At 63.2% G+C, this 22,121-nt stretch carries 16 protein-coding genes; 6 read left to right on the forward strand and 10 right to left on the reverse strand.

Going from position 1 to position 22,121, the window contains the following annotated elements; all coding sequences use genetic code 11:
- The 3 genes from AB4037_RS14940 to murJ all read left to right on the forward strand — a co-directional run bounded on the left by AB4037_RS14940 (position 1) and on the right by murJ (position 5,271).
- Positions 1-2,136 (forward strand): S9 family peptidase, encoded by a 2,136-nt coding sequence (locus AB4037_RS14940; RefSeq protein ID WP_441772051.1) that lies wholly within the window; start codon positions 1-3, stop codon positions 2,134-2,136.
- Between the two features lie 313 nt (positions 2,137-2,449).
- Positions 2,450-3,049: a superoxide dismutase gene (locus AB4037_RS14945; protein ID WP_434957344.1), complete on the forward strand. Its 600-nt coding sequence runs from the start codon at positions 2,450-2,452 to the stop codon at positions 3,047-3,049.
- A 692-nt stretch (positions 3,050-3,741) separates the two neighbouring features.
- Positions 3,742-5,271 (forward strand): murein biosynthesis integral membrane protein MurJ, encoded by a 1,530-nt coding sequence (gene murJ / locus AB4037_RS14950; RefSeq protein WP_434957345.1) that lies wholly within the window; start codon positions 3,742-3,744, stop codon positions 5,269-5,271.
- Here murJ and AB4037_RS14955 read toward each other — a convergent pair.
- The 4 genes from AB4037_RS14955 to AB4037_RS14970 all read right to left on the reverse strand — a co-directional run bounded on the left by AB4037_RS14955 (position 5,249) and on the right by AB4037_RS14970 (position 10,036).
- A complete protein-coding gene (locus tag AB4037_RS14955; protein WP_441772052.1) occupies positions 5,249-6,289 on the reverse strand; it encodes a zinc-dependent alcohol dehydrogenase family protein in 1,041 nt (346 codons plus the stop codon). The genes murJ and AB4037_RS14955 overlap by 23 nt on opposite strands.
- 71 nt (positions 6,290-6,360) lie before the next feature.
- Positions 6,361-7,746 (reverse strand): M20/M25/M40 family metallo-hydrolase, encoded by a 1,386-nt coding sequence (locus tag AB4037_RS14960; RefSeq protein WP_441772053.1) that lies wholly within the window; start codon positions 7,744-7,746, stop codon positions 6,361-6,363.
- Between the two features lie 135 nt (positions 7,747-7,881).
- The gene (locus tag AB4037_RS14965) at positions 7,882-8,340 is read right to left on the reverse strand and encodes a response regulator (protein WP_434957348.1); all 459 of its coding nucleotides are present in this window, start codon (positions 8,338-8,340) and stop codon (positions 7,882-7,884) included.
- A 193-nt stretch (positions 8,341-8,533) separates the two neighbouring features.
- Entirely contained in the window at positions 8,534-10,036 is a 1,503-nt protein-coding gene (locus AB4037_RS14970; RefSeq protein WP_434957349.1) for a helicase HerA-like domain-containing protein, read from the reverse strand.
- A 201-nt stretch (positions 10,037-10,237) separates the two neighbouring features.
- On the opposite strand from AB4037_RS14970, the gene AB4037_RS14975 reads away from it, so the two are divergent.
- The 3 genes from AB4037_RS14975 to scpA are packed head-to-tail and all read left to right on the forward strand — an operon-like array spanning position 10,238 to position 14,151.
- Positions 10,238-10,630, forward strand: coding sequence for a DUF2780 domain-containing protein (locus AB4037_RS14975; RefSeq protein WP_434957350.1), 393 nt, complete (start codon positions 10,238-10,240; stop codon positions 10,628-10,630).
- Between the two features lie 3 nt (positions 10,631-10,633).
- A complete protein-coding gene (locus AB4037_RS14980) occupies positions 10,634-11,995 on the forward strand; it encodes a methylmalonyl-CoA mutase family protein (protein WP_441772054.1) in 1,362 nt (453 codons plus the stop codon).
- The gene (gene scpA, locus AB4037_RS14985) at positions 11,992-14,151 is read left to right on the forward strand and encodes a methylmalonyl-CoA mutase (protein ID WP_441772055.1); all 2,160 of its coding nucleotides are present in this window, start codon (positions 11,992-11,994) and stop codon (positions 14,149-14,151) included. The genes AB4037_RS14980 and scpA overlap by 4 nt, the downstream gene beginning before the upstream one ends.
- Positions 14,152-14,255: 104 nt before the next feature.
- On the opposite strand, the gene AB4037_RS14990 is transcribed toward scpA, so the two are convergent.
- From AB4037_RS14990 to AB4037_RS15015, 6 genes are all read right to left on the reverse strand, one after another.
- Positions 14,256-15,839: a Na+/H+ antiporter gene (locus AB4037_RS14990; protein WP_441772056.1), complete on the reverse strand. Its 1,584-nt coding sequence runs from the start codon at positions 15,837-15,839 to the stop codon at positions 14,256-14,258.
- A gap of 360 nt (positions 15,840-16,199) precedes the next feature.
- Positions 16,200-17,711 carry an arabinosylfuranosidase ArfA gene (gene arfA / locus AB4037_RS14995; protein ID WP_441772057.1) on the reverse strand — a complete coding sequence of 504 codons (1,512 nt, stop codon included), beginning with the start codon at positions 17,709-17,711 and terminating at the stop codon, positions 16,200-16,202.
- A gap of 96 nt (positions 17,712-17,807) precedes the next feature.
- Positions 17,808-19,130, reverse strand: a complete 1,323-nt coding sequence (locus tag AB4037_RS15000; protein WP_434957355.1) for an extracellular solute-binding protein — start codon at positions 19,128-19,130, stop codon at positions 17,808-17,810.
- Between the two features lie 78 nt (positions 19,131-19,208).
- Positions 19,209-20,054, reverse strand: a complete 846-nt coding sequence (locus tag AB4037_RS15005) for a carbohydrate ABC transporter permease (protein WP_441772058.1) — start codon at positions 20,052-20,054, stop codon at positions 19,209-19,211.
- A 3-nt stretch (positions 20,055-20,057) separates the two neighbouring features.
- A complete protein-coding gene (locus tag AB4037_RS15010) occupies positions 20,058-20,987 on the reverse strand; it encodes a carbohydrate ABC transporter permease (RefSeq protein WP_441772059.1) in 930 nt (309 codons plus the stop codon).
- Between the two features lie 10 nt (positions 20,988-20,997).
- Positions 20,998-22,077 (reverse strand): ABC transporter ATP-binding protein, encoded by a 1,080-nt coding sequence (locus AB4037_RS15015; protein WP_441772060.1) that lies wholly within the window; start codon positions 22,075-22,077, stop codon positions 20,998-21,000.
- Positions 22,078-22,121: the final 44 nt, after the last annotated feature.

A 22,121-nucleotide genomic window follows, 5' to 3' on the forward strand; every position in this document is an offset into this window, starting at 1 on the left:
ATGACGATTTCTTCCCCTATTCTGCCGCCTATCGCCGAAAAACGGCCAAGCAAGCGCATCGTTCACGGTATTACATTACAGGACGACTATGCTTGGCTGCGGGCCGACAACTGGCAAGAAGTGCTGCGTGACGGCTCGACGCTGCCCGCCGACATCAAGGCGCATCTCGAGGAGGAAAACCGCTATGCCGACGCCCAGCTTGCGGGCGGCGAGCATTTGCGGAGCGTGCTGTTCGAAGAGCTCAAGGGGAGAATCAAGGCCGACGATTCCTCGGTACCCTCGCCGGACGGGCCGTTCGACTACTATTCGCGTTTTCGGCAGGGCGGACAGCATCGTCTGTTCTGCCGGCGTTCGCGCGATGGCGGCGAGGAAACGATACTGCTGGACGGCGACGCTCTGGCAAAGGGCAAGAGCTTCTTCGCCTTTGGCGGCTTTGCCCCCTCGCCCGACCACCGACTGATCGCCTGGAGTTGCGATGAGAACGGTTCGGAGTTTCATACGATACGCCTGCTCGATACTTCGAAAGACGTAATGCTGGCGGACAATACTCCCGATACGGAGGGTGAGGCTGTCTGGCTCGCCGATGGATCTGGCTTCTACTATGTGCGGCTCGACGAAAACCATCGTGCCTCCAGCGTGTGGCTGCATCGTCTGGGAACCCCGACCGGCACCGACCGCCTGGTCTACGAAGAGGCCGATGCCGGCATGTTCGTCGGCCTGTCGCAGACCCAGTCGCGCCGCCTGGCGACCATCGACATCCACGACCATGAAACCTCGGAAGTTCGGATCATCCGCCTCGACGATGCCGACGGCACGGTGCATCTGATCGCCGCGCGCCAGGAAGGCGTCCAATATGAGATCGAGCATCGCCCCCTGCCCGGCGGGACGGACCAGCTGCTGATCCTGACCAATCTCGACGACGCCGAGGACTTTCGCATCATGACCGCGCCTCTGGCGAAGCCGGATCAGGTGACTTCGGCGCAGGCGACTTCGGCCCAGACGTCCTGGCGCGACCTCATCCCGCATAAGCCGGGCCGCTATATTCTCGATATCGTGCTGCTGGCGGATTGGCTGGTTCGGCTCGAACGTGAGGACGGCCTGCCTCGCATCGTGATCCGCTCCTTGTCGAGTGGCGAGGAACACGCCATCGATTTTGCCGAGGAAGCCTATTCCCTGTCACTCGACGGCGGCATGGAATTTACGACCGACCAGATCCGCTTCGTCTATTCCTCGATGACCACGCCGGCCGAGACCTATGACTACGACATGCGCTCGCGCGAACGCATCCTGCGCAAACGACAGGAGGTTCCGTCCGGGCACGATCCCCAGCTTTATGTCACGCGCCGGGTCTTCGCCCCAACGGCGGATGGCGAAAGCGTGCCGATCAGCCTGCTCTATCGCAAGGAAACAGCGCTGGATGGCTCGGCACCGCTCCTACTCTACGGTTATGGCGCCTATGGCCTGTCCATGCCGGCCCAGTTTTCCACCAATGCCCTATCGCTGGTCGACCGCGGCTTCGTCTATGCCATCGCTCATATCCGCGGCGGCACGGAGAAAGGCTGGCGCTGGTATCGCGAGGGCAAGCTCGCAAAGAAGCCGAACACCTTCCAGGATTTCGTCGCGGCCGGCAGTTATCTGGCCGAGCGCGGTTTTACGGCCCGCAAGAGAATCATAGCCCATGGCGGTTCGGCCGGCGGCATGCTGATGGGGGCGATCGCCAATCTCGCCCCCGATCTGTTCGGCGCCATCGTGGCGGAAGTGCCCTTCGTCGATGTGCTTACCACCATGCTCGACGACAGCCTGCCCCTCACCCCGCCGGAATGGCCCGAATGGGGCAATCCAATCGAAGACGAGGCAGCTTTCCGCACAATTCTCTCCTACAGCCCGGTCGACAACGTGACCGCACGCCCCTATCCGCCGATTCTGGCGCTCGCCGGCCTGACCGATCCGCGCGTGACCTATTGGGAACCGGCCAAATGGGTGGCAAGGCTGCGAGAGAAGAACCCGCACGGCAATCCGGTAATCTTCAAGGTGAACATGGATTCAGGCCATGGTGGGGCTTCCGGGCGTTTCGAACGGCTGAAGGAAGTGGCTCTGGTCCAGGCCTTCGCCCTGCAGACGATGGGCGCGGCATGACTTGCCCCCCGCCCGGTAGGCACAGTTTTGTCCGGCCGGGCGGGCTTGAGCAGGCTTGCATAAAATCATGCCAATCATTCTACCAAATCTGTTCCCTTCCAGGACCATCCCGCTTAAGTTTGCCCGCCGACGGTGCATCGGCCTTTCCGTCCGCTCCGGCGGCGGCGGGCTTGTGACCGCCACCCATTCATTCGGCTCCCGCCCGGATGACTGCGAGGTCTTCGATCTCGTGGCAACCGTTGGGAACACAAGAGGGGCGGGCTGCGTTTTGTAGCCATGCCCGTCGCCATCATGCCACTTCATGAGGAACACCATGTCCTTCACGCTTCCCGAACTGACCTACTCCTATGATGCCCTCGCGCCCTATATGTCGCGCGAAACGCTGGAGTTCCATCACGACAAGCATCACCTTGCCTATGTGAACAATGGCAACAACCTGCTCAAGGGCACGGAGTGGGAAGGCAAGAGCCTCGAGGACATCGTCAAGGGGTCCTTCGGCAAGAATGCCGGCCTGTTCAACAATGCCGGCCAGCACTACAACCATCTGCACTTCTGGAAGTGGCTGAAGCCGAATGGCGGCGGTGCGATCCCGGGCAATCTCGAAAAGGCCATCGTCGACGGCCTCGGCTCGGTGGACAAGGCCAAGGAAGAGTTCATCCAGGCCGGCGTCACCCAGTTCGGCTCTGGCTGGGCCTGGCTCGCCGTCAAGGACGGCAAGGTCGTCATCGCCAAGACACCAAACGGCGAGAGCCCGCTGGTACATGGCGCCACCCCGATCCTCGGCGTCGACGTCTGGGAACATTCCTATTACATCGACTACCGCAACCGCCGCCCCGATTATCTCAAAGCCTTCGTCGACAGCCTGGTGAACTGGGAATATGTCGCCGAGCTCTATGAAGCAGCGGTGAAGTAAGCAGTTCCGGAGCGCCAATCGGATCGATTGACGCTCCGCCCCTAGCAGAGATCGTGCTGCGCTTCCCGGCAATCCATCGGGTCGCAAGGCGTCTTCCGGCAGATCTGTCGAGAATCCGAGGGCGGAGTTTTCTCCGCCCTTTCGTATTTTTGGAGATTTCGCTGCCAACCGGCCTCATCCGGCGATCAGCCCTGCCCTATTTTTTGCACAAAGTCTGAATGCCAAATCTAGGGGGTATCCAGTAATCATCTGATATCGTTTGGCTTTCCAAAAATTTGGTATCGGGACACCTGCCATCGCCACGCATGGCTCGCTTAGCAGCCATGCAAACTCAGCAATTGTTTATTGTGCGGCGCACACTAAACTAATCCTCATCAAACGGCGCGGAACTTGTTCCCCGTTTGATAGCCCTCCTTGGGCGTTTCCTCCCTAGACTTGGGCCGCAGCGCAAGCTGCGGCCTCTTTCTTTTCAGGGGACTTTGACGCAATTGGCGAGAATCACAAAGTCAGGCCGAAACAAGCGGGAGAGCGAACCAGCGTCCATCTCGGACATACTCGGCACGCACGGTGGCTTCTCCACCGAAAATCCATCCCGCCATCACCCTCTAGCAACCTTTTCAAGGCGATAGTGCCTGTTCCCGCCGTTCAAAGCCGCGTATAGGGCGGAGCGGTTGTCACGATAGGCCCTCTCCTTGCTGAAGAACATTCTTTCCATCGGCGCCTGGACCATGGTGTCGCGCGTGACCGGTTTTGTCCGGGACGCCATGATGGCCGCCCTGATGGGAAGCGGCCCCGCGGCGGAGGCCTTCATCGTCGCCTTTCGCCTGCCGAATAATTTCCGCGCCATCTTCGGCGAAGGGGCCTTCAACGCCTCCTTCGTGCCGGCCTACACCAGGGTCCACCAGCAGGACGGCGATGACGCCGCGCGGCTGTTCCAGGGGCGGATCGTCTCGATATTGTTGATCTCGCAGGTGATTCTGCTGGGATTGGTGCTGATCTTCACACCTCAATTCGTCGGCTTGAATGCGCCGGGCTTCGAGGGCGAACGCTTCGATCTCGCCGTCACGCTCACCCGCATCACCTTTCCCTATCTCATCCTGATCACCCTCGCCACGCTCTATGGTGGCGTGCTCAATGCCGTCGGGCGCTTCACAGCCGCCGCGGCAGCGCCAATCCTGCTCAATGTAGCGATGATCGCCACCCTCCTCGCGCATCACTGGTTTCCGACCACCGCCCACGCCGCGGCCTGGGGCCTCACCGTCTCCGGTGTTCTGCAGCTCGGCTTCATGCTGTGGGCAGCGCACCGGGCTCGTGTCCTTGCTACGCCGGAGCCGATACGGCTCGACGCGCCGGTGAAAGCCTTCTTCAAGGCGCTGGGGCCGGCCACCATCGGCTCGATGGGTACGCAAATCGCCATCTTCGCCGACACCATCATCGCTTCGCTGCTGTCGGCCGGTGCGGTGGCGGCGCTTTATTATGCCGATCGCATCAATCAATTGCCGCTCGGCATCATCGGCATCGCGGCCGGCACGGTGATCCTGCCGCAGATGAGCCGGCTTCTGGCGGCCGGACAGGTCGAGGAAGCGCACGCCGCGCAACGGCGCACCATCTTCCTGACCTGGCTGCTGGCCGCGCCTTTTCTCGCCGGTTTTCTTGCCGTTCCCGATCTGATCATGCGCGCGCTGTTCATGCGCGGCGCTTTCACGGCCGCCGATGCCGAGGCGGCCTCCAGTGCCCTTCTCGCCTATGGCGCGGGCCTGCCGGCCGTGGTGCTGATCCGGTCGGCCGTGGCCAGCTTCTACGCCCGCGGCGATACGGCGACGCCGCTCTGGGCCTCCCTCACCGGCATCGGCGTCAACATCCTTCTGAAGATCATCCTGATGGGACCGCTGCAGCAGGCGGGCCTTGCCCTGGCGACCTCGCTCGGCGCCTGGGTTAATCTCGGCATCCTGGCTGCCCTGGCTAGCCGCCGCCACTTCATGCATCTCGACCGCCGCCTCTATGCCATGCTGGCCTGCGTCGCCCTGGCGACCGTTACCGCCGGCTTGGCGATGTATGCGGCGGCCACAGGCCTGGTGCCGCTCCTGGCCGGGCTTTCGCATGTCGGCGACATCGTCAGCCTCGCGCTTGTCGGCATCGTCGGGGCCGCTTTCTACGGCGCCACGGTCTACTTCGCCTTCGGTACGGCGGGCATGAATTTCAAAAGCGCGTTACGACGCTGATGCCGATGCCGTCGAAGCGGTCCATGCGCATCAGGGCTTCGGGTGCCTCGTCGAGGCCGATGCGGCTGCCGACCAGCTTCTGAGGCGCCAACTTGCCAGCGGCGATCATGTCGAACATCGCCTGGTAGCGAAAAGCCTGCATGCCATGGCTGCCGAGGATCTCGAGTTCATAGGCGATCACCCGATCCATCGGAATGGCCGGCCTGGCATGGTCGCCCAGCATCAGGCCGACCTGAATGTGACGACCGCGCCGACGCAGATTACCAATCGAATTGACGCTGGTGACGGGATGACCGAGCGCGTCCAGAGAGACTTGCGCGCCGCCTCCCGTAAGATCGCGGACCGCGGCTACGACATCCTTGGTCTGCGCCGCATTGATCGTCGCCACCGCACCTAGTTGGCGGGCGAAATCCAGCTTTTCCTCGGTCAGGTCGATGGCCACGACATTGGCGCCGACGGCGCTTGCGATCATGATCGCCGACAACCCGACGCCGCCACAGCCATGCACGGCGACCCAGTCGCCTGGCCGGACCCGGCCCTGGTCGACCACCGCCCTGAAGGAGGTGGCAAAGCGGCAGCCCAGGCTCGCCGCCGTCGCCGAATCGAGGGTTTCGGGCAGCTCGACCAGATTGGCGTCGGCGAAATCGAGCGCAACGAATTCCGCGAAAGACCCCCAGCCCGTGAAGCCGGGCTGGAACTGCTGTTCGCAAACCTGCTGGTTGCCGCCGGCGCATTCGCGGCAACGGCCACAGCCCGCAACGAAAGGCACGGTAACGCGCTGCCCCGCGCGCCAGCGCCCGACCCGGCTGCCCACCGCCACGATGGTGCCCGCCAGTTCATGGCCGGGCACATGGGGCAGCACGATATCGGGGTCGTGCCCCATCCAGCCATGCCAGTCGCTGCGGCACAGGCCGCTAGCCTCGACCTTGACGACGACGCCTTCCGGCGCCGGGGTCGGATCGGGCACGGTCTGTACTCTCGGCGGCTGCCCGAATTGTTCGAAGACGACGGCTTTCATGATCGACCCGCATCACATGTCGCGAAAGGGTGACAGGGCCGGCCTCGTACCGGCCCTGATCAAGATGACCCTTATTTGGCGAGTGCGTCGAGAATGCGCACCCAGGAGCGAATGCCCTTGTGGAAGCTGCGCACGTCGTATTTCTCGTTCGGCGAGTGGATCTGGTCGTCCTCCAGGGCAAAGCCGATCAGGAGCGAATCGATGCCGAGGATGCGCTGCATGTCGCCGACCACCGGGATCGACCCGCCCGACCCGATCATTGGCGCCGTGCGGCCCCATTCTTCCGCCAGTGCCGCGCGCGCCTTGGCCAGCGGTTCGCTGTCCGTCGGTACGGCGATCGCCGGTCCCATGCCATGCGACTGGAATTCGGCCTTGCAGTCCGCCGGCAGGCGATCGGTCACGAATTTGCGGAAGGCAGCCTGCACCTTTTCGGGTTCCTGGCCCGCCACGAGGCGGAACGAGACCTTGGCGAAAGCCTGCGCGGCGATCACCGTCTTGGCGCCTTCGCCCTCATAGCCGCCACTGATGCCGTTGACGTCACAGGTCGGACGCACGGTGATCTGCTCGAGCACCGTACGGTCCTTTTCTCCCGCCGGCACCTTCAGGCCGACTTCGGCCAGATAGGCCTCGCCATCGAAATCGAGGGCACCCCACTCGGCCTTCACCGCGTCCGGCAATTCCTTCACGCCGTCATAGAAACCCGGCACGGTGACGCTACCATTATCGTCATGCAGGGCGGCCAGAATCTTCGACAGCACCCGGATCGGGTTCTGGGCAGCACCGCCATACATGCCAGAATGCAGGTCGCGGCTGGCCGCCTTGATGGTGACTTCCTCATAGACCATGCCGCGCAGCATGGTGGTGATGGCAGGGGTATCGCGGTCCCACAGGTCGGTATCGCAAACCAGGCAGAAATCGGCCTTCAACTCGTCCCTATTCTCCTTGAGGAACGGCACGAGGCTGCGCGAGGACGATTCTTCTTCGCCCTCCAGGAAGACCGTCACGTCGACGGGCAGTTCCCCCTGGGTCTCGATCAAGGCGCGACAGGCCTCGATGAAGGTCATCACCTGGCCCTTGTCGTCGGAAGCCCCCCTGGCGACGATGATGTCGCCATGCGGGCCGGGCTTGCGTACCGGCTCGAACGGCTTGGTGTGCCACAGATCGAGCGGATCCGGCGGCTGCACGTCATAATGGCCATAGAACAGCACATGCGGCACGCCGGCCTTGCCGGTGCGGCGATGCCCCACCACCATGGGATGGCCGATCGTCTTGCGAGGCGAGGCATCGAAGCCGACGTCCCTCAGGGCCGCGGCCGCCCATTCGGCAGCTTTCTGGCAATCGCCGGCATAGGCGCTGTCGGCGGAGATCGAGGGGATGCGGAGAAATTCGAACAGCCGGTCGAGGCTGGCATCGAGTGCCTTGTCGGCAGCATCGAGCGCTTTATTGATGTCAGACATGGGCCTTAACGATGCGGGTGAGAAAGCGCCAAGCTAGCGCGCCTTGCCCACTCTGGGTAGGGCCGACTTGCCACTCAACGTCGTTTTCGGCCTATAACTTTGCCCTCCCCTCGTAAGGGGAGGGCAACAGCATGGTCAGCTCGCAAGGCTCCGCATCCGAGCGGTGAGCCGCGTACGCTGAATCATCGATCCCACCCGCCGATAGATCTGCCGCGGCGACACCGGCTCGGTCAGCACGGCATCGAAACCAGCTTGAGTGGCGGTCAGAAGCGCGGAACGGTTGGGCTGGTTTGCGATCAGCAGAATCGGCACTTCGCGCAACTCGCCCCCTTCATCCTGGCTGAGTGCGCCCAACAACGCAAAGGCATCGGCAAGCACCGGCAGTGCGATCACCACACCCAGTGGCGGATCCCGGCGCGCCATCTCCAAAGCATCCACGATGCCCGAAGCAAGTCTGACTTTGGTCATACCGAAATCCAGGAGGTTCTCGCGCCAAAACTCGGCAACCTCCTGGTTTGGATTGACCACCAAAACATCGGCAGATTGTATTACTTTTCTATTCGAACGATCATTCAGTATAGATGCGCCATCCATCGCCCAAGAGCCTCCAGCAATCGCGCTTCAAAAGCTCATACGCCAAGGGTACCCAAACGTATATGCTGATCCAATACCTCACCAGGAGGGCTAGGAATGCAATACGGGAAATTTGACGTAGGCGACCCGAATAACGGTGTACCGGTAGTACTTATATACTGACTCTTCAGCTATGACGTTGCGACGACAGGCCCTAGCGCCGCGAACGCCCGCCAAGAACGCCCCTAAGAATCGCCTGGGTAATCTCACGACCGGCCGTGGTGGCGATGGTGCGCGTGACGGAGCGGACCACAGCCTGCGACGTCGTCATACGACCGGACGAGCGCCCGCCACCACTACCCGAACCGAACACGCTTCCCAAGACGCTGCCGAGAAAACCGCCCCCCTCCTCCGCCGGCTCGGCAGGTGCAGCCTCCTCGGTCACGCGACGCTGCAGCATTTCGAAGGCGGATTCGCGATCGACCACGGTTTCATATTTGCCGCGCAGCGAAGAGGCCTGCTGGATCGCCTGGCGTTCGGCTGGCGAGATGGCGCCCACCCGTGCCGCCGGAGGCAGGATGAGGGCCCGCTGCACGATCGATGGCACGCCATTGCCTTCGAGGAAGGACACGAGGGCCTCGCCCTTGCCGAGCTCCGAGATGACCTTGGCGGTATCGAGGTCGGGATTGGGGCGGAAGGTCTCCGCGGCGGCCTTGACCGCCTTCTGATCACGCGGCGTGAAGGCGCGCAGGGCATGCTGCACGCGATTGCCGAGCTGGCCGAGCACGGTGTCGGGCACATCGAGCGGATTTTGGGTGACGAAATAGATGCCGATGCCCTTGGAGCGGATCAGGCGCACGACCTGCTCGATCTTCTGCAGCAGCGCCGGCGGCGCATCGGTGAACAGGAGGTGCGCTTCGTCGAAGAAGAACACCAGCTTGGGCTTGTCGAGATCACCGACCTCGGGCAATTGCTCGAAGAGTTCGGACAAGAGCCAAAGCAGGAAGGTGGCGTAGAGCTGGGGCGCCATCATCAACTTGTCGGCCGCCAGGATGTTGATGGTGCCACGTCCCCTGGCATCGAGCAGGCCGATATCGGCGAGCGACAGAGCAGGCTCGCCGAAGAATTTATCGCCTCCCTGTTGCTCCAATGCCAGAAGCTGACGCTGGATCGCTCCCACCGTCGTCTTGGAGACATTGCCATAGGTCTTGATCAGTTCGGCCGCCCTGTCGGCCATATCAGCCAGCAGCGCCTGAAGATCCTTGAGATCGAGCAGCAGCAAGCCCTGGTCGTCGGCAAGCTTGAAGGCGGCGTTGAGCACCCCCTCCTGGACGTCGTTGAGTTGCAGCATCCGGGCGAGCAGGAGCGGCCCGACATCGGAGACGGTCGCGCGGATCGGCATGCCCTGCTCACCGAAGACGTCCCAGAACTGTACGGGAAACTGGTCGGGCTCATAGGTGATGCCGACATCGGCGGCGCGTTTGACGATGAAGTCCTTGGCTTCGCCGCGCTGGGACACGCCGGACAGGTCCCCCTTGATGTCGGCGGCGAAGACGGGCACGCCGCGTGCCGAAAACCCTTCGGCCAGAACCTGCAGGGTCACCGTCTTGCCGGTTCCTGTCGCCCCGGTGATCAACCCATGGCGGTTGCCGAAGGCCAGCGCGAGATATTGGGGCTCTGCGCTCTTGGCAACGAAAATCCGGCTCTGATCGGTCATCTCTTCCTGTCCTGAACGGTCAAATCGCGAGGCGAACCATACCCGCCCACGCCACATATCGCTACGGGCAACGGCTTGAGGAAGTGTTACAAGTATTTAAAGCCACGGCCTTGATCTCCATGGCAAAATGCGAAACAGAGAAGAGCGGTTTGCCTATCGTGAATCCTTGGTGGCATCCGCGTCACGTCAGGGAGAAGAAAGATGGAAGAGCTGGTCGCCCAACTGGGTGCTAAAATTGGCGTGAGCCCCGAAGTTGCGACGCAGGCTATCGGCGCCGTGCTTGCCTTCCTGGAGCGGGAAGGACCTGCCGACGCGGTATCGAAGCTGGTCGATTCGATCCGTGGCGCGCGTGAAGTCACCAACGAGGCCATGAATGCCCAGAGCGGCGGTTTCATGGGCATGCTGGCCGGCATGGTCGGCCATGTTGGTGGCGGCATCGCCGGCCTCGGCGGCCAGCTGATGGCCCTCGGCCTCGACCTCAACCAGATCCAGACAATCGGCAAGGAACTCTTCGCCTATGCCGAGAAGGAAGCCGGCCCCGAAGTGGTCGGCAAGATCGTCGCCGAGATTCCCGAACTCGGGCAGTTCGTCTGAACCATGGCAGAGGCGGGTGCGGACGAGGCCCGTTGGCGCGAAGCCGTCGCCGGTGTGCTCAAGGGAGCCTCCTTCGAGGACAGACTGACGAGCCTGCTGCCAGACGGCGCACGCCTGCAGCCCCTCTATGCCCGCATGGCCGGCGCCCTGCCCATTCCCGGGCGGCCGCCGGCTGCACCCTGGACCGTGGTTCAGCGAGCCGACCATCCGGACGTCGCTGCAGCCAACACCCAGCTTCTCGAGGATCTGGAAGGTGGCGCCGGCGGGATCGTGCTGGCGACAGCCCATAGTCCGTTCGCGCGCGGCTTCGGCGTCGCGGTCAATGCCATGAACGCCTTGGACGGCCTGCTGGCGGGCGTCCTGCGCAATGCAATCGAGATTCGCATCGAAGCCGGCCCGCAAACGCTCGAGATTGCGCGCTGGCTCAGCGAAATCGAAGGTGGCACCGTCCATTACGGCTACGATCCGATCGGCCTGCTCGCGACCACAGGCACCTTGCCGACGGCATGGCCTTCCACCGCTTCGGTTCTCGCCAATCATCGGCAGGGCGGCACGGTGCTGACAGCCGATGGCCGACCCTTCCATGAGGCGGGCGCAACCCCGGGGCTCGAGCTCGCCAGCTTGCTGAGTTCGGCCCTGTCCTATCTGCGCGTGCTGGAAGCGACCGGGCTACGCCTCGAAGAAGCACGTCACTGCATCGGCTTTACCATTGCTGCCGACCAGGAAGCCTTCACCACCATCGCCAAGCTTCGGGCCTTGCGTTTGCTCTGGCAGCAGATCGAGGAAGCCTGCGACCTCGCTCCAAACCCCATCCATATCCACGCGGAAACCGCCTGGCGCATGCTGAGCCGGCGTGATCCGGCCACCAACATGCTGCGCAACGGGCTGGCCACGGCGGCCGCTGGGCTCGGCGGTGCGGACAGCATCTCCACCCTGCCCTACACGGCCGCAAACGGCCTGGCCGATGCGCACACGCGGCGCATCGCCCGCAATTGCCAGCACGTCCTCATCAGCGAAGCCAATCTGCACCGCATCGCCGATCCGGCCGCCGGTTCCGGCGGGCTGGAAGCGCTGACACAGGCGCTGTGCGAAGCGGGCTGGTCCCAGTTCCAGGCCGTCGAACGCCAGGGCGGCATCATCAATGTGATCCAGTCGGGCTGGCTGCAGGAGGAGATCGAGAGGCTACGTCCCCCGATCAGCACCATCATCGGTGCCAGCAAATATACCTTGGCCGAAGAACCCGCCATTCCCGTGTTGCGACCGTCTCCCGATCCAGCCACACCGCCTGCCCCGGCCTTGAACCGCCAGCGTAATGCCATGCCCTTCGAGGTCACGGCGGAGAGCACGGCAGGAGGCACCTTATGAGCCGCATCCCCGATTTCTCTACGCTCGCCTTCCGGCGCCCTGTGCCAGGACCGCTCCTCACCGGCGAAGTCTGGCAGACGCCCGAGGGCATCGACATCAGGGCGGTGCACGGAGAGAGCGACCTGATCGGGCTGCAGGCGGTCGAGTCCTGGCCGGGCCTGGCACCCTTCCTACGTGGTCCCTATCCGACCATGTATGTCCAGCAGCCCTGGACCATCCGCCAATATGCCGGCTTCTCCACCGCCGAGGAGTCCAACGCCTTCTATCGCCGCAACCTCGCGGCGGGCCAGAAGGGCCTCTCGATCGCCTTCGATCTCGCCACCCATCGCGGCTATGATTCCGACCATGCGCGCGTGACCGGCGATGTCGGCATGGCCGGCGTCGCGATCGATTCCATCATCGACATGCGCACTCTGTTCCAGGGCATTCCGCTCAACGAAATGTCGGTGTCGATGACCATGAACGGCGCCGTGCTGCCGATCCTGGCGCTCTATATCGTCGCGGCCGAGGAACAGGGTGTTTCGCCCGACAAGCTGGCGGGGACCATTCAGAACGATATTCTGAAGGAGTTCATGGTCCGCAACACCTATATCTACCCGCCCGGCCCCTCCATGCGCATCGTCGGCGATATCATCGCCTATACCGCGCAGAATATGCCGAAGTTCAACGCGATCTCGATCTCCGGCTACCACATGCAGGAAGCCGGCGCGACACAGGACCTGGAGCTCGGCTACACCCTGGCCGACGGTGTCGAATATATCAGGGCCGGGCTGAAGGCCGGACTCGACATCGACCATTTCGCCCCGCGCCTGTCCTTCTTCTTCGCCATCGGCATGAACTTCTACATGGAGGTGGCCAAGCTCCGTGCCGCCCGGTTGCTGTGGACGCGCCTGGTGCAGCAGTTCAATCCGAAGTCCCAGAAATCCCTCGCCTTGCGCACGCATTGCCAGACCTCCGGCTGGTCGCTGACGGCGCAGGATGTCTACAATAACGTCACCCGCACCCTGATCGAGGCGATGGCGGCCACGCAGGGCGGCACCCAGTCCCTGCATACCAATGCCCTCGACGAGGCCCTGGCGCTGCCGACGGATTTCTCGGCCCGCATCGCCCGCAATACCCAACTCGTGCTGCAGCAGGAGAGCGGCACCACGCGGCTGATCGATCCCTGGGGTGGTTCCCACGCCATCGAGAACCTCACCGCCGACCTCGCCGCCAAGGCCTGGCAGCATATCGAGGAGGTAGAGGCCATGGGCGGCATGGCCAAGGCGATCGAAGCCGGCCTGCCCAAGTTGCGCATCGAGGAAGCCGCCAGCCGGACCCAGGCCCGCATCGACGCCGGCGAGCAGGCCGTGATCGGCGTCAACGTCTACAAGCCGCAGTCGGAACCGGCGATCGAACTGCTCAAGGTCGACAACTCAGCCGTGCGAACAGCTCAGATCGCCAAGCTCGAGCAGTTGAAGGCCGAGCGCGATCCGGCGGCCTTGGAGCAGGCCCTGGACGCCCTGAGCAAGGGCGCGGAAGGCGATGCCAACCTCCTCGCGCTTGCGGTCGATGCGGCCCGGGCCAGGGCGACCGTCGGCGAGATCTCCTCGGCACTCGAAAAAGTGTTCAGCCGCCATAAGGCTGAGATCCGCGCCACCTCCGGCGTCTACAAGGCGGCGATGAGTGGTGGCGGCATCGAGAAGGTGCAGCAGAAGACTGCGGTCTTCCGCGAGGAAGAAGGCCGCCCGCCCAGGATCCTGGTCGCCAAGATGGGGCAGGACGGGCACGACCGCGGCCAGAAGGTGATCGCCTCGGCTTTCGGCGATCTCGGTTTCGAGGTCGATATCGGGGCCCTCTTCGCCACGCCTGAGGAAGTCGCCAGGCAGGCTGCCGACAAAGACGTCCATATCGTCGGCGTCTCCTCCCTTACCGCCGGGCATCTCACGCTGGTTCCGGCTTTGCGCAAGGCTCTGGTGGCCGAGGGCCGGCCGGATATCATGATCGTGGTGGGCGGCGTGGTACCCGAACATGATTTCGAGGCCCTCTATGCGGCGGGTGCCCAGGCGATCTTCCCACCTGGCACGGTCATCACCGAAGCCGCCAGCAGCTTGCTCGACGAATTGCTGAGCCAGCTGCGCCATCGTCACCATAACAAACCGCGCGATGGCCGGTAGGTTCGGCCCGAAAGGACCGAGTGCCCCGTGCAGGTCGACGGCTCACAACCGCCCAAGCCCGCCCGCGGGCCCAACCTGCCGAGGCCGCAGCAGGATTTGGCTCGTCACGATTTTGCGGAAATCGCACTCAACTCTTCGAGGTCGAGGTCACGTTCCAGTTCGTGCAGCGTCTCGTTGTCGATCTTGCCAGCGCGGTGGAGACGTATGAGTTCGTTGCGCCCGGTGGCGATCGCGGCCAGCACGACATCGAAATGGGCATGCAGTCCCGGCGTAAAGTCTTCCGTGCGCTCGGCATAATCGACGATCATCGTCGCCCGGCGCTGGTAGCGTTCCAGCAACCGGGGATGAATGAGCGTACCCTCGCTGTCATAGGCAAGCTGCTGGATGGTGACCAATTGCTTCTGCGCCATGGCGGATTCGGCTTGGGCCATGGTAAGGCGCGCCCGTTCCGTCTCCGGCTCGACCGGCTTCACCCAGCCGATCACGCGCCCGAGGGTCGTGCCCTGCACGAGCACCGTTCCCAGGATGACGGCGAACGACGTCACCAGGATGAAATCACGACCGGGGAACCCTTCCGGCACGCTCAACGCCAGGGCCAAGGTGACGACGCCCCTCACACCCGCCCAGCTCAGCACGATGGCGCCGGGGATGCCAAGCGGCTTGTAGCGATCGACGCCCAACACCTCGCAAAGCCGGATCACCAGATCCGAACCGAACACCCAGGCAAATCGCGCCAGGGTGAGCGCCAGCAGGATCACGAGAATGGGCACGGCCATCGTTTCGAACACCACGCCGAAACCGCCGCCCCGTTCCACCACACCGCGCAGGGTGAAACCGATCAGGATGAAGACCGCCGCCTCCATCAGGAAAATCATCACGGACCAGAACGAGGTGCCGCGCATGCGTACCGAGGCCGAAAACACGGTGTGCTGATACCAGCCGGCAATCAGGCCCGTGGTGACCGTGGCGATGACGCCGGAGACATGGAACATCTCACCCAGCAGATAAGACGACCAGGACAACAGGCACGTGGCAGCGATGATCAGATATTCGTCACCGAGGCGGCGGGCGAGCAGCACCCATGCCGCGCCGGCGGCAATGCCGATAAGAACGCCTCCCAATGCCAACAGGAAGAACTCGCCGACCGCGTCCACCGCGTTGAAGGCACCCGTAACGCCGGCCGCGATGGCGAAGCGGAAAAGCACCAGGCCGCTCGCATCGTTGAACAGGCTTTCGCCCTCGAGCAGGATCTGCAGGCGCCGAGGCAGTTTCACCCGCTGCAGAATGGCACGAGCGGAGACGGCGTCGGGCGGCGAGACGATCGCTCCCAGTGCAGCGCATGCCGCCCAGGGCAAGGACGGGAATACGAGATGGGTCACCACGGCCACGACGACGCAGGTGAAGACCACCGCCCCGACCGCAAGCGAGGCAATGCCGATCATGTGGCGTCGCAACCGCCCGAGCGCGATAAACCAGGCCCCGTCCATCAGGAGTGGCGGCAGGAAGATGACGAGCACCAGGTTGGGATCGAGCGCGATGGCGGGCAGGCCCGGCAGAAAGGCGAGCGATGCTCCTCCGGCAAGCAGCGCGACGGATGGCGGCAGCCCCAGCTTGTGCGCAGCAAAGTGCAGGACGATGATCGCCAGGAACATCGCGATCACCAGTTCGAACAGGTGAATAGGGTCCATCAGCCTTTGCCCCCATTTGGCTTTTCCAGACCCTATAACGTCATGTCAGAAATGAAAGCCGGCGTTTCAGCACAAATGCCGGGTTGATGAGACTGCTCCTATCTTTGCCTCTCATTCCGAGGAGCACGGCCAGGACGAGCGAGACGCGCCAATCCTTCCCCGATTTCGGGGAAGGTGGCGATGCGAAGCATCGACGGAAGGGGGAGAGTGGTTCAAATCGAGCAATAAGAAGCTCTGTGGCGCCACTCTCCCCCACCCGGCCCTTCGGGCCATCCTCCCCGCAAACGGGGAAGGATTGGCGCGCTCAATTCTGAAATCGCGCCTTGTTCAGCCCGATGACGATATCGCTCCCCTCCCCGCTCAGCGCGGAGCGGTGACGATCACGTTCCAGGAACCCGGCATCAGCCTGGCCTGCAGGCGATCTCCCTCCAGGCTCACCTTCTCGATTGGAGCCGGTGCGACGGTGTCCTGGGCGTCCTTGGTATTGACAGCCTTCATGTTGGGATGGTGGATCTGCAGCGCCTCCACCACCTGGCGGTTGCCGCCGAAGCCTCGCAGCAGGACTTCGAGATCCATCGGCTCGCCGAGATGACGGTTCAGGGCGAAAATGGTGACCTGGCCGGTCGCCTCGTCCTCGGTGACGCAGGCATGGAGGTAGGGAATTTCCGGCGCTGTCTTGCCGGCATAGAAGGGTGAGGAGATCAGCGAGCGCAGCACGCGACCATGGGCATGGCGCGCCGTCAGCGCGAAGGGATGGAAGATGGTCTGGCGCCAGGCCGCTCCGCCCGGCTCCGTCATGATCGGGCCGATGATGTTCACGAGCTGGGCGATACAGGCGCATTTCACGCGGTCGGCATTGTTGAGCAGGGTGATCAACGCACCGCCCACCAGGAGCGCATCCTCGGTGTTGTAGACCTCCTCGATCAGCGCCGGGTGCTCGGGCCAGCCGGGCTTGCGCAGATGCTCATGCGTGCGCGCCTTGTACCAGACGTTCCACTCGTCGAGGGAAAGCATGATCCTCTTGGGCGAGCGGCGCGTGGCGGCCACGGCATCGGCAATCGCCACCACCTCGCGGATGAAGGCTTCCAGCAGCTCGATATTGCCGAGGAATTCCTCTGTGCTGTCATGCGGGTTCTGGAAATAGGTGTGCAGGGAGATGAAGTCGACATAGTCGAAGCAATGGTCGAGAACCTCGTATTCCCAACGGGCATAGGTGGCCATGTCGCGGTTGGATGAACCGCAGGCCGCCAGCTCGATCGAGGGATCGACCCAGCGCATCACCTTGGCGGTCTCATGGGCGATGCGGCCATATTCGCCCGCTGTCTTGGCGCCGATCTGCCAGGGGCCGTCCATCTCGTTGCCGAGGCACCAGAACTTGATGTCGTGCGGCTTGTCATAGCCGTGGCTCTTGCGCAGTTCCGACAGCTCGGTACCGCCCGGATGGTTGCAATATTCGATGAAGCGCCGCGCCTCGTCATGGTCGCGGGTGCCGAGATTGACGCCGAACATCGGCTCCACCCCGACCTTTCGGGACCAGTCGATGAATTCGTTGGTGCCGAAGGCGTTGGTCTCGGTCGAGAACCAGGCGAGATCGAGCCGGCGCGGCCGCTGCTCGACCGGGCCGACGCCGTCCTCCCAATTGTAGCCGGACAGGAAATTGCCACCCGGATAGCGCACGATGGTGGTGCCGAGTTCGCGGGTCAGCTCGGCGACATCCTGGCGGAAACCCTGGTCATCCGCGGTGGGATGGCCAGGTTCGAAGATACCGGTGTAGACGCACCGTCCCATATGCTCGACGAAGGTACCGAAGATGCGGCGGTCGAGATCGGAGATGATGAAATCGTGATCGACGATCAGGCGGGCGGACGGCATGGCGTAAACTGACCTTTGAACCTGGGAAATGTTTGGCGGGAAAGGGACCCACGGCGGGAGGAGAGCCGTGGGTCCTGGATGTGGCGAAACGCGGCGTTACTTCGCGTTCGCCAGCAATTCGTTGATGCGGGACTGCGCGTCGGCGAGCGCGGCGTCGATCTCCTTGTCGCCGGTCACGCCGGCGGTGACCTCGTCATTCTCGATCTCCTGGATCGCGAATTGGCGCTTCACCGCCGCCGGGCGGGCGGCGCCATTGCTGGTCAGCGGCGCAAGATCGGCCCGATGCGGCAGGGCTTTGAACTCGGCGCTGCCGGCCACGGATTTGCGGATGGGCAGATGGCCGGTGCGTGCCCACTGGAAATCATTGTCCCACAGGAATTTCAGGAACTCGTAGGCCGATTTGCGCTGAGCATCGGTGAGATCGGCCTTGAGGACCACCCAGCTATGCCCGTCGGCCCAGACGCGCGGGCTGCCGGGATAGAGCTGCGGGAAAGGCACCACCGCATAGCCACCGGACAAGGGAGCGCCACTCTTCTTGGATTCCTGGTCGTAGGTATCGACCAGCCAGGTACCGCAGATGAACACGCCCGCATCGCCGGCCGCAAAGCTGGCGACCGAGGCGGCATAGTCCTGCCCCTTGGTGGTGTCACCGTTCTGGTAAAGCGTCTTCAGCAGCGTCGCGGCGTTCTTGGCCTCAGGCGTCGAGAAATTGACCTTGGTCGGGTCGGCGAAGAAATCGGAATTCTGCTGATAGAGCAGCGTATCGAAGGTCCGGGTGAAGAAGGCTCGCTCATTGGCGATGGTCCAGACGAAATAAGGCTTGCCCGTCTTCTCCTTGAACTGCTTGGCCTGAGCCAGCAATTCCTCACCATTCTTGGGCAGGATCGGCTTGCCGGCAGCATCGACGAGCCCAGCCTGCTTGAACAGGTTCAGATTGATGTGCCAGAGCCAGGTATGGGTATCGAATGGCAAGGCATAGGTCTTGCCATCCTTGGTGACGCCGGCCTTGGCAGCGTCGGTGAAGTCGCCGGTATCGACGCCTGCCGTTTTCAAGCCCTCGTCCAGGGGCTCCAGCAGACCGCGCGAGGAATAGTCGCTGATGACGGCCTCATGCATGACCGAGATGGTCGGCGGCTCGCCGGAACGGATGCGGGCAGTAAGCTGGTCGTAACCGGGCCATTCGACGATATCGACCTTGACGCGGGTAGCCTTGCTCTCGGCATTGAACTTGTTGATCAACGCCGTGATGATGCCGCACTCACCATTGGCCTTGGCAACATCCGTCACCGCGCCATAGTCGGCTTCGCAGGCACCGAAGAAGCGTGACACCGAGATCTCGGTCTTGTCCTGGGCGAGGCCGGCCTGCGACGACAGCAGCAAGAGGGCCCCGGCATAGAGCAATCGTTTCAAACCGATCATGCATTTCCTCCGTTTCGGCCGATTTTGTTCAAGGTCGAGCGCGCGGCCGGGACGCGGAACCAGGAGATCTCGTCGGGTTCAGCGGATCGCGGCGCCGGCCACGGCGCGGACGATGTATTTTTGGAAGAACAGGTAGACGATGAAGACGGGCAGCCCGGCGAAGACGGCTTGCGCCATCAGGAAGCCGAGCCCCTCGGATTGGGCGAAATTGGTCTGGGTCGAGGCCATGCCGACGGTAAGGGTGAACATGTCCGGCTTGGTCGCCGAGATCAGCGGCCACAGATAGTCGTTCCAGGCCGACAGGAAGGTGAAGATGCCGAGGGTGGCCTGAGCCGGGATGGTCAGGGGCAGCACCACCCTCCAGAAGATCTTGAAGCGCGAGGCGTTGTCGAGCATTGCCGCCTCGTCGATGTCGCGTGGGATGGCCTTGAAATATTGTGTCATCAGGAAGACGCCGAAGGCATGGGAGAGCCCCGGCAGGATCAGTGCCGGATAGCCATTGTGCATCTTCCAGTCGGTGAACATCTGATGGCGCGCGATGATCACCGCCTGCTCGGGAATGGCGAGACCCAGCAGCACCAGCACGAACAGGATGTTACGGCCCGGAAATTCGGTGCGGGCGAAGCCGTAGCCGGCCAGGGACGACAGCACCAAAGTGCCGATGGTCATGCCGCCGGCCACGATCATGCTGTTGAGCAGCCAGCGGAAGACGCCGGAGGAGGCGAGGATGTCGGTGTAGTTCTTCAACGTGTAGGGCGGATGCAGGACCGTGGCGGTCGAGAGCATCAGCTCCGCATTGGGCTTGAACGAGAGCACGATCACCCAGGCGACAGGAACCAACCAGGCGAAAGCCAGGAGCAGGACACAAGCCAGGATCAGCCTGTCTCCAGCGGTGCGGCCGACGAATTGCTGCGCGCTCGCCATGGCCTAGCCCTCCGCGCGCCGCTGGGCGGCGACATATTGCAGGATCGCAGCGATGGCCATCAACAGGAACAGCACCTCGGAGGCCGCGGCTGCATAGCCGACGTTCCAGCGCTGGAAGCCTTCCTCGTAGATGAACTGCACGATGGGGCGCGATGCGTTGTTGGGTCCCCCCCTGGTGAGGAGCTGGGCCTGGCCGAACAGCTGGAACTGCGCGACGATCTCGTAGATCGCGACGACGACGACACTGCGCCGGATCGAAGGCAGCGTAATCGACCAGAAGGAGCGCCAACGCCCGGCATTGTCGAGCGCGGCCGCCTCATAGAGTTCGCCCGGTATCTGCTGCAAGGCGGCGAGGAAGAGCATCATCGGCAGGCCGATAACCCACCACAGCGTACACAGCGCGATGGCCGGCAAGGCGAGTTCCTGACTGGTGAGGAACTGGATGGGCGGCAGGTCGAAGATCGAGAGGATACCGGCGATCAAGCCCCGGTCCGGCAGATACATCATCTTCCAGATGATGGTGACGATGGTCACCGACAGCACGGAGGTGCCAAAGAAGATCGCCCGCAAGGCGGCACTGCCCTTGCTCTCCCGGTTGAGAGCAAGGGCGAGAGCAAGACCGATGGCGACGAAAACCGGCACGGTCATCAGCACGAAGACGAACGTATTGCTCACCGTGCCCAGGAAGATCTTGTCGGCGAACAGGCGCCGGAAATTCGCCAGGCCGGCAAAGGAGGCCGTCTGGTCGAACATGTCGTATTCCTGCAGGCTGATCCAAATGCCGCGAAACAGCGGATAGACCAAGAGGACGACATAGACGGCAAGAAAAGGCAGGACGAACAGAAGATTGCGCCAGCTCGGCCCGATCGAAGCGCCGGCATAGCGGGGGACGGGTATCACGGTCGCGCCGGAGGGAAGGCTCTGCGTGGACATCGCCCCCTCCTCACGCGGCATGGAAGGCACGGCCGCCATCGTCGAACAGATGTGCGGCCTGCGAATCCATCGAGAAACGGGCCTCGCTCCCTGCGACAGCGGTCGACGCGCCCTTGTCCTCAGCGACCAACGAGGTGCCATCGGGCAGGCGCACATAGAGATGCGTGCGATCGCCGAGGCGCTCGACCACTTCGATCCGGCCTGCAAGAGAGCCCGCCGGATCGACCCGGACGGCCTCCGCCCTGACGCCCAGGCGCAGACTGGCGCCCTGAGGCAGGACCGCGATGGGCACACGGGTGGCGAAGCCGGTGCCATCCGCGAGCCTGGCGGCGGCAAGACCACCCTGCTCGGCGATGGTAACGGGCAGGAAGTTCATGGCGGGGGAGCCGACGAAACGCGCGACGAATTCCGTGGTCGGGCGGGAATAGACCTCCATCGGCGTGCCCACCTGCTCGATCTTGCGGGCATTCATCACCACGATGCGTTCGGCCAGCGTCATCGCCTCGACCTGGTCATGGGTGACGAAGATGGTGGTGGCCTGCACCTGCTGGTGCAGGCGCGCCAGCTCGACGCGGGTGCGCACGCGTAGTGCCGCATCGAGATTGGAAAGCGGCTCGTCGAACAGATAGGCCTTGGGGCTCTTCACCAGAGCGCGGCCGATGGCGACGCGCTGTCGCTGGCCGCCGGAAAGTTGGCCTGGCTTGCGGGCGAGCAGCGGCTTGATCTCCAGGATGCGCGCCGCTTCCTTCACCCGGCGATCGATCTCCTGGCTGGGCACGGCAATGTTGCGCAGGCCGAAAGCCATGTTCTCGTAGATCGTCATATGCGGATAGAGCGCATAATGCTGGAACACCATGGCGACACCGCGAGCGCCCGGGGGAAGCTGGTCGACCCTCTGGCCTCCGATCGAGATCGAGCCACCATCGACGCGCTCCAGCCCCGCGATCATGCGCAGCAAGGTGGATTTTCCGCAGCCTGACGGCCCCAGGAAGGCAATGAATTCGCCCGAGCGGATCTTCAAAGAGAGGTCCGCGATGACGTTCACGGCGCCAAAGGTCTTGGACACCTTGTCGATGTCGATGGCACTCAAGGCCTCTTCCTCCTACCATCTTTTCTTATTATCATCTGATGATA

This window comes from Labrys sp. KB_33_2 (assembly GCF_052114505.1).
Taxonomy (GTDB): domain Bacteria; phylum Pseudomonadota; class Alphaproteobacteria; order Rhizobiales; family Labraceae; genus Labrys.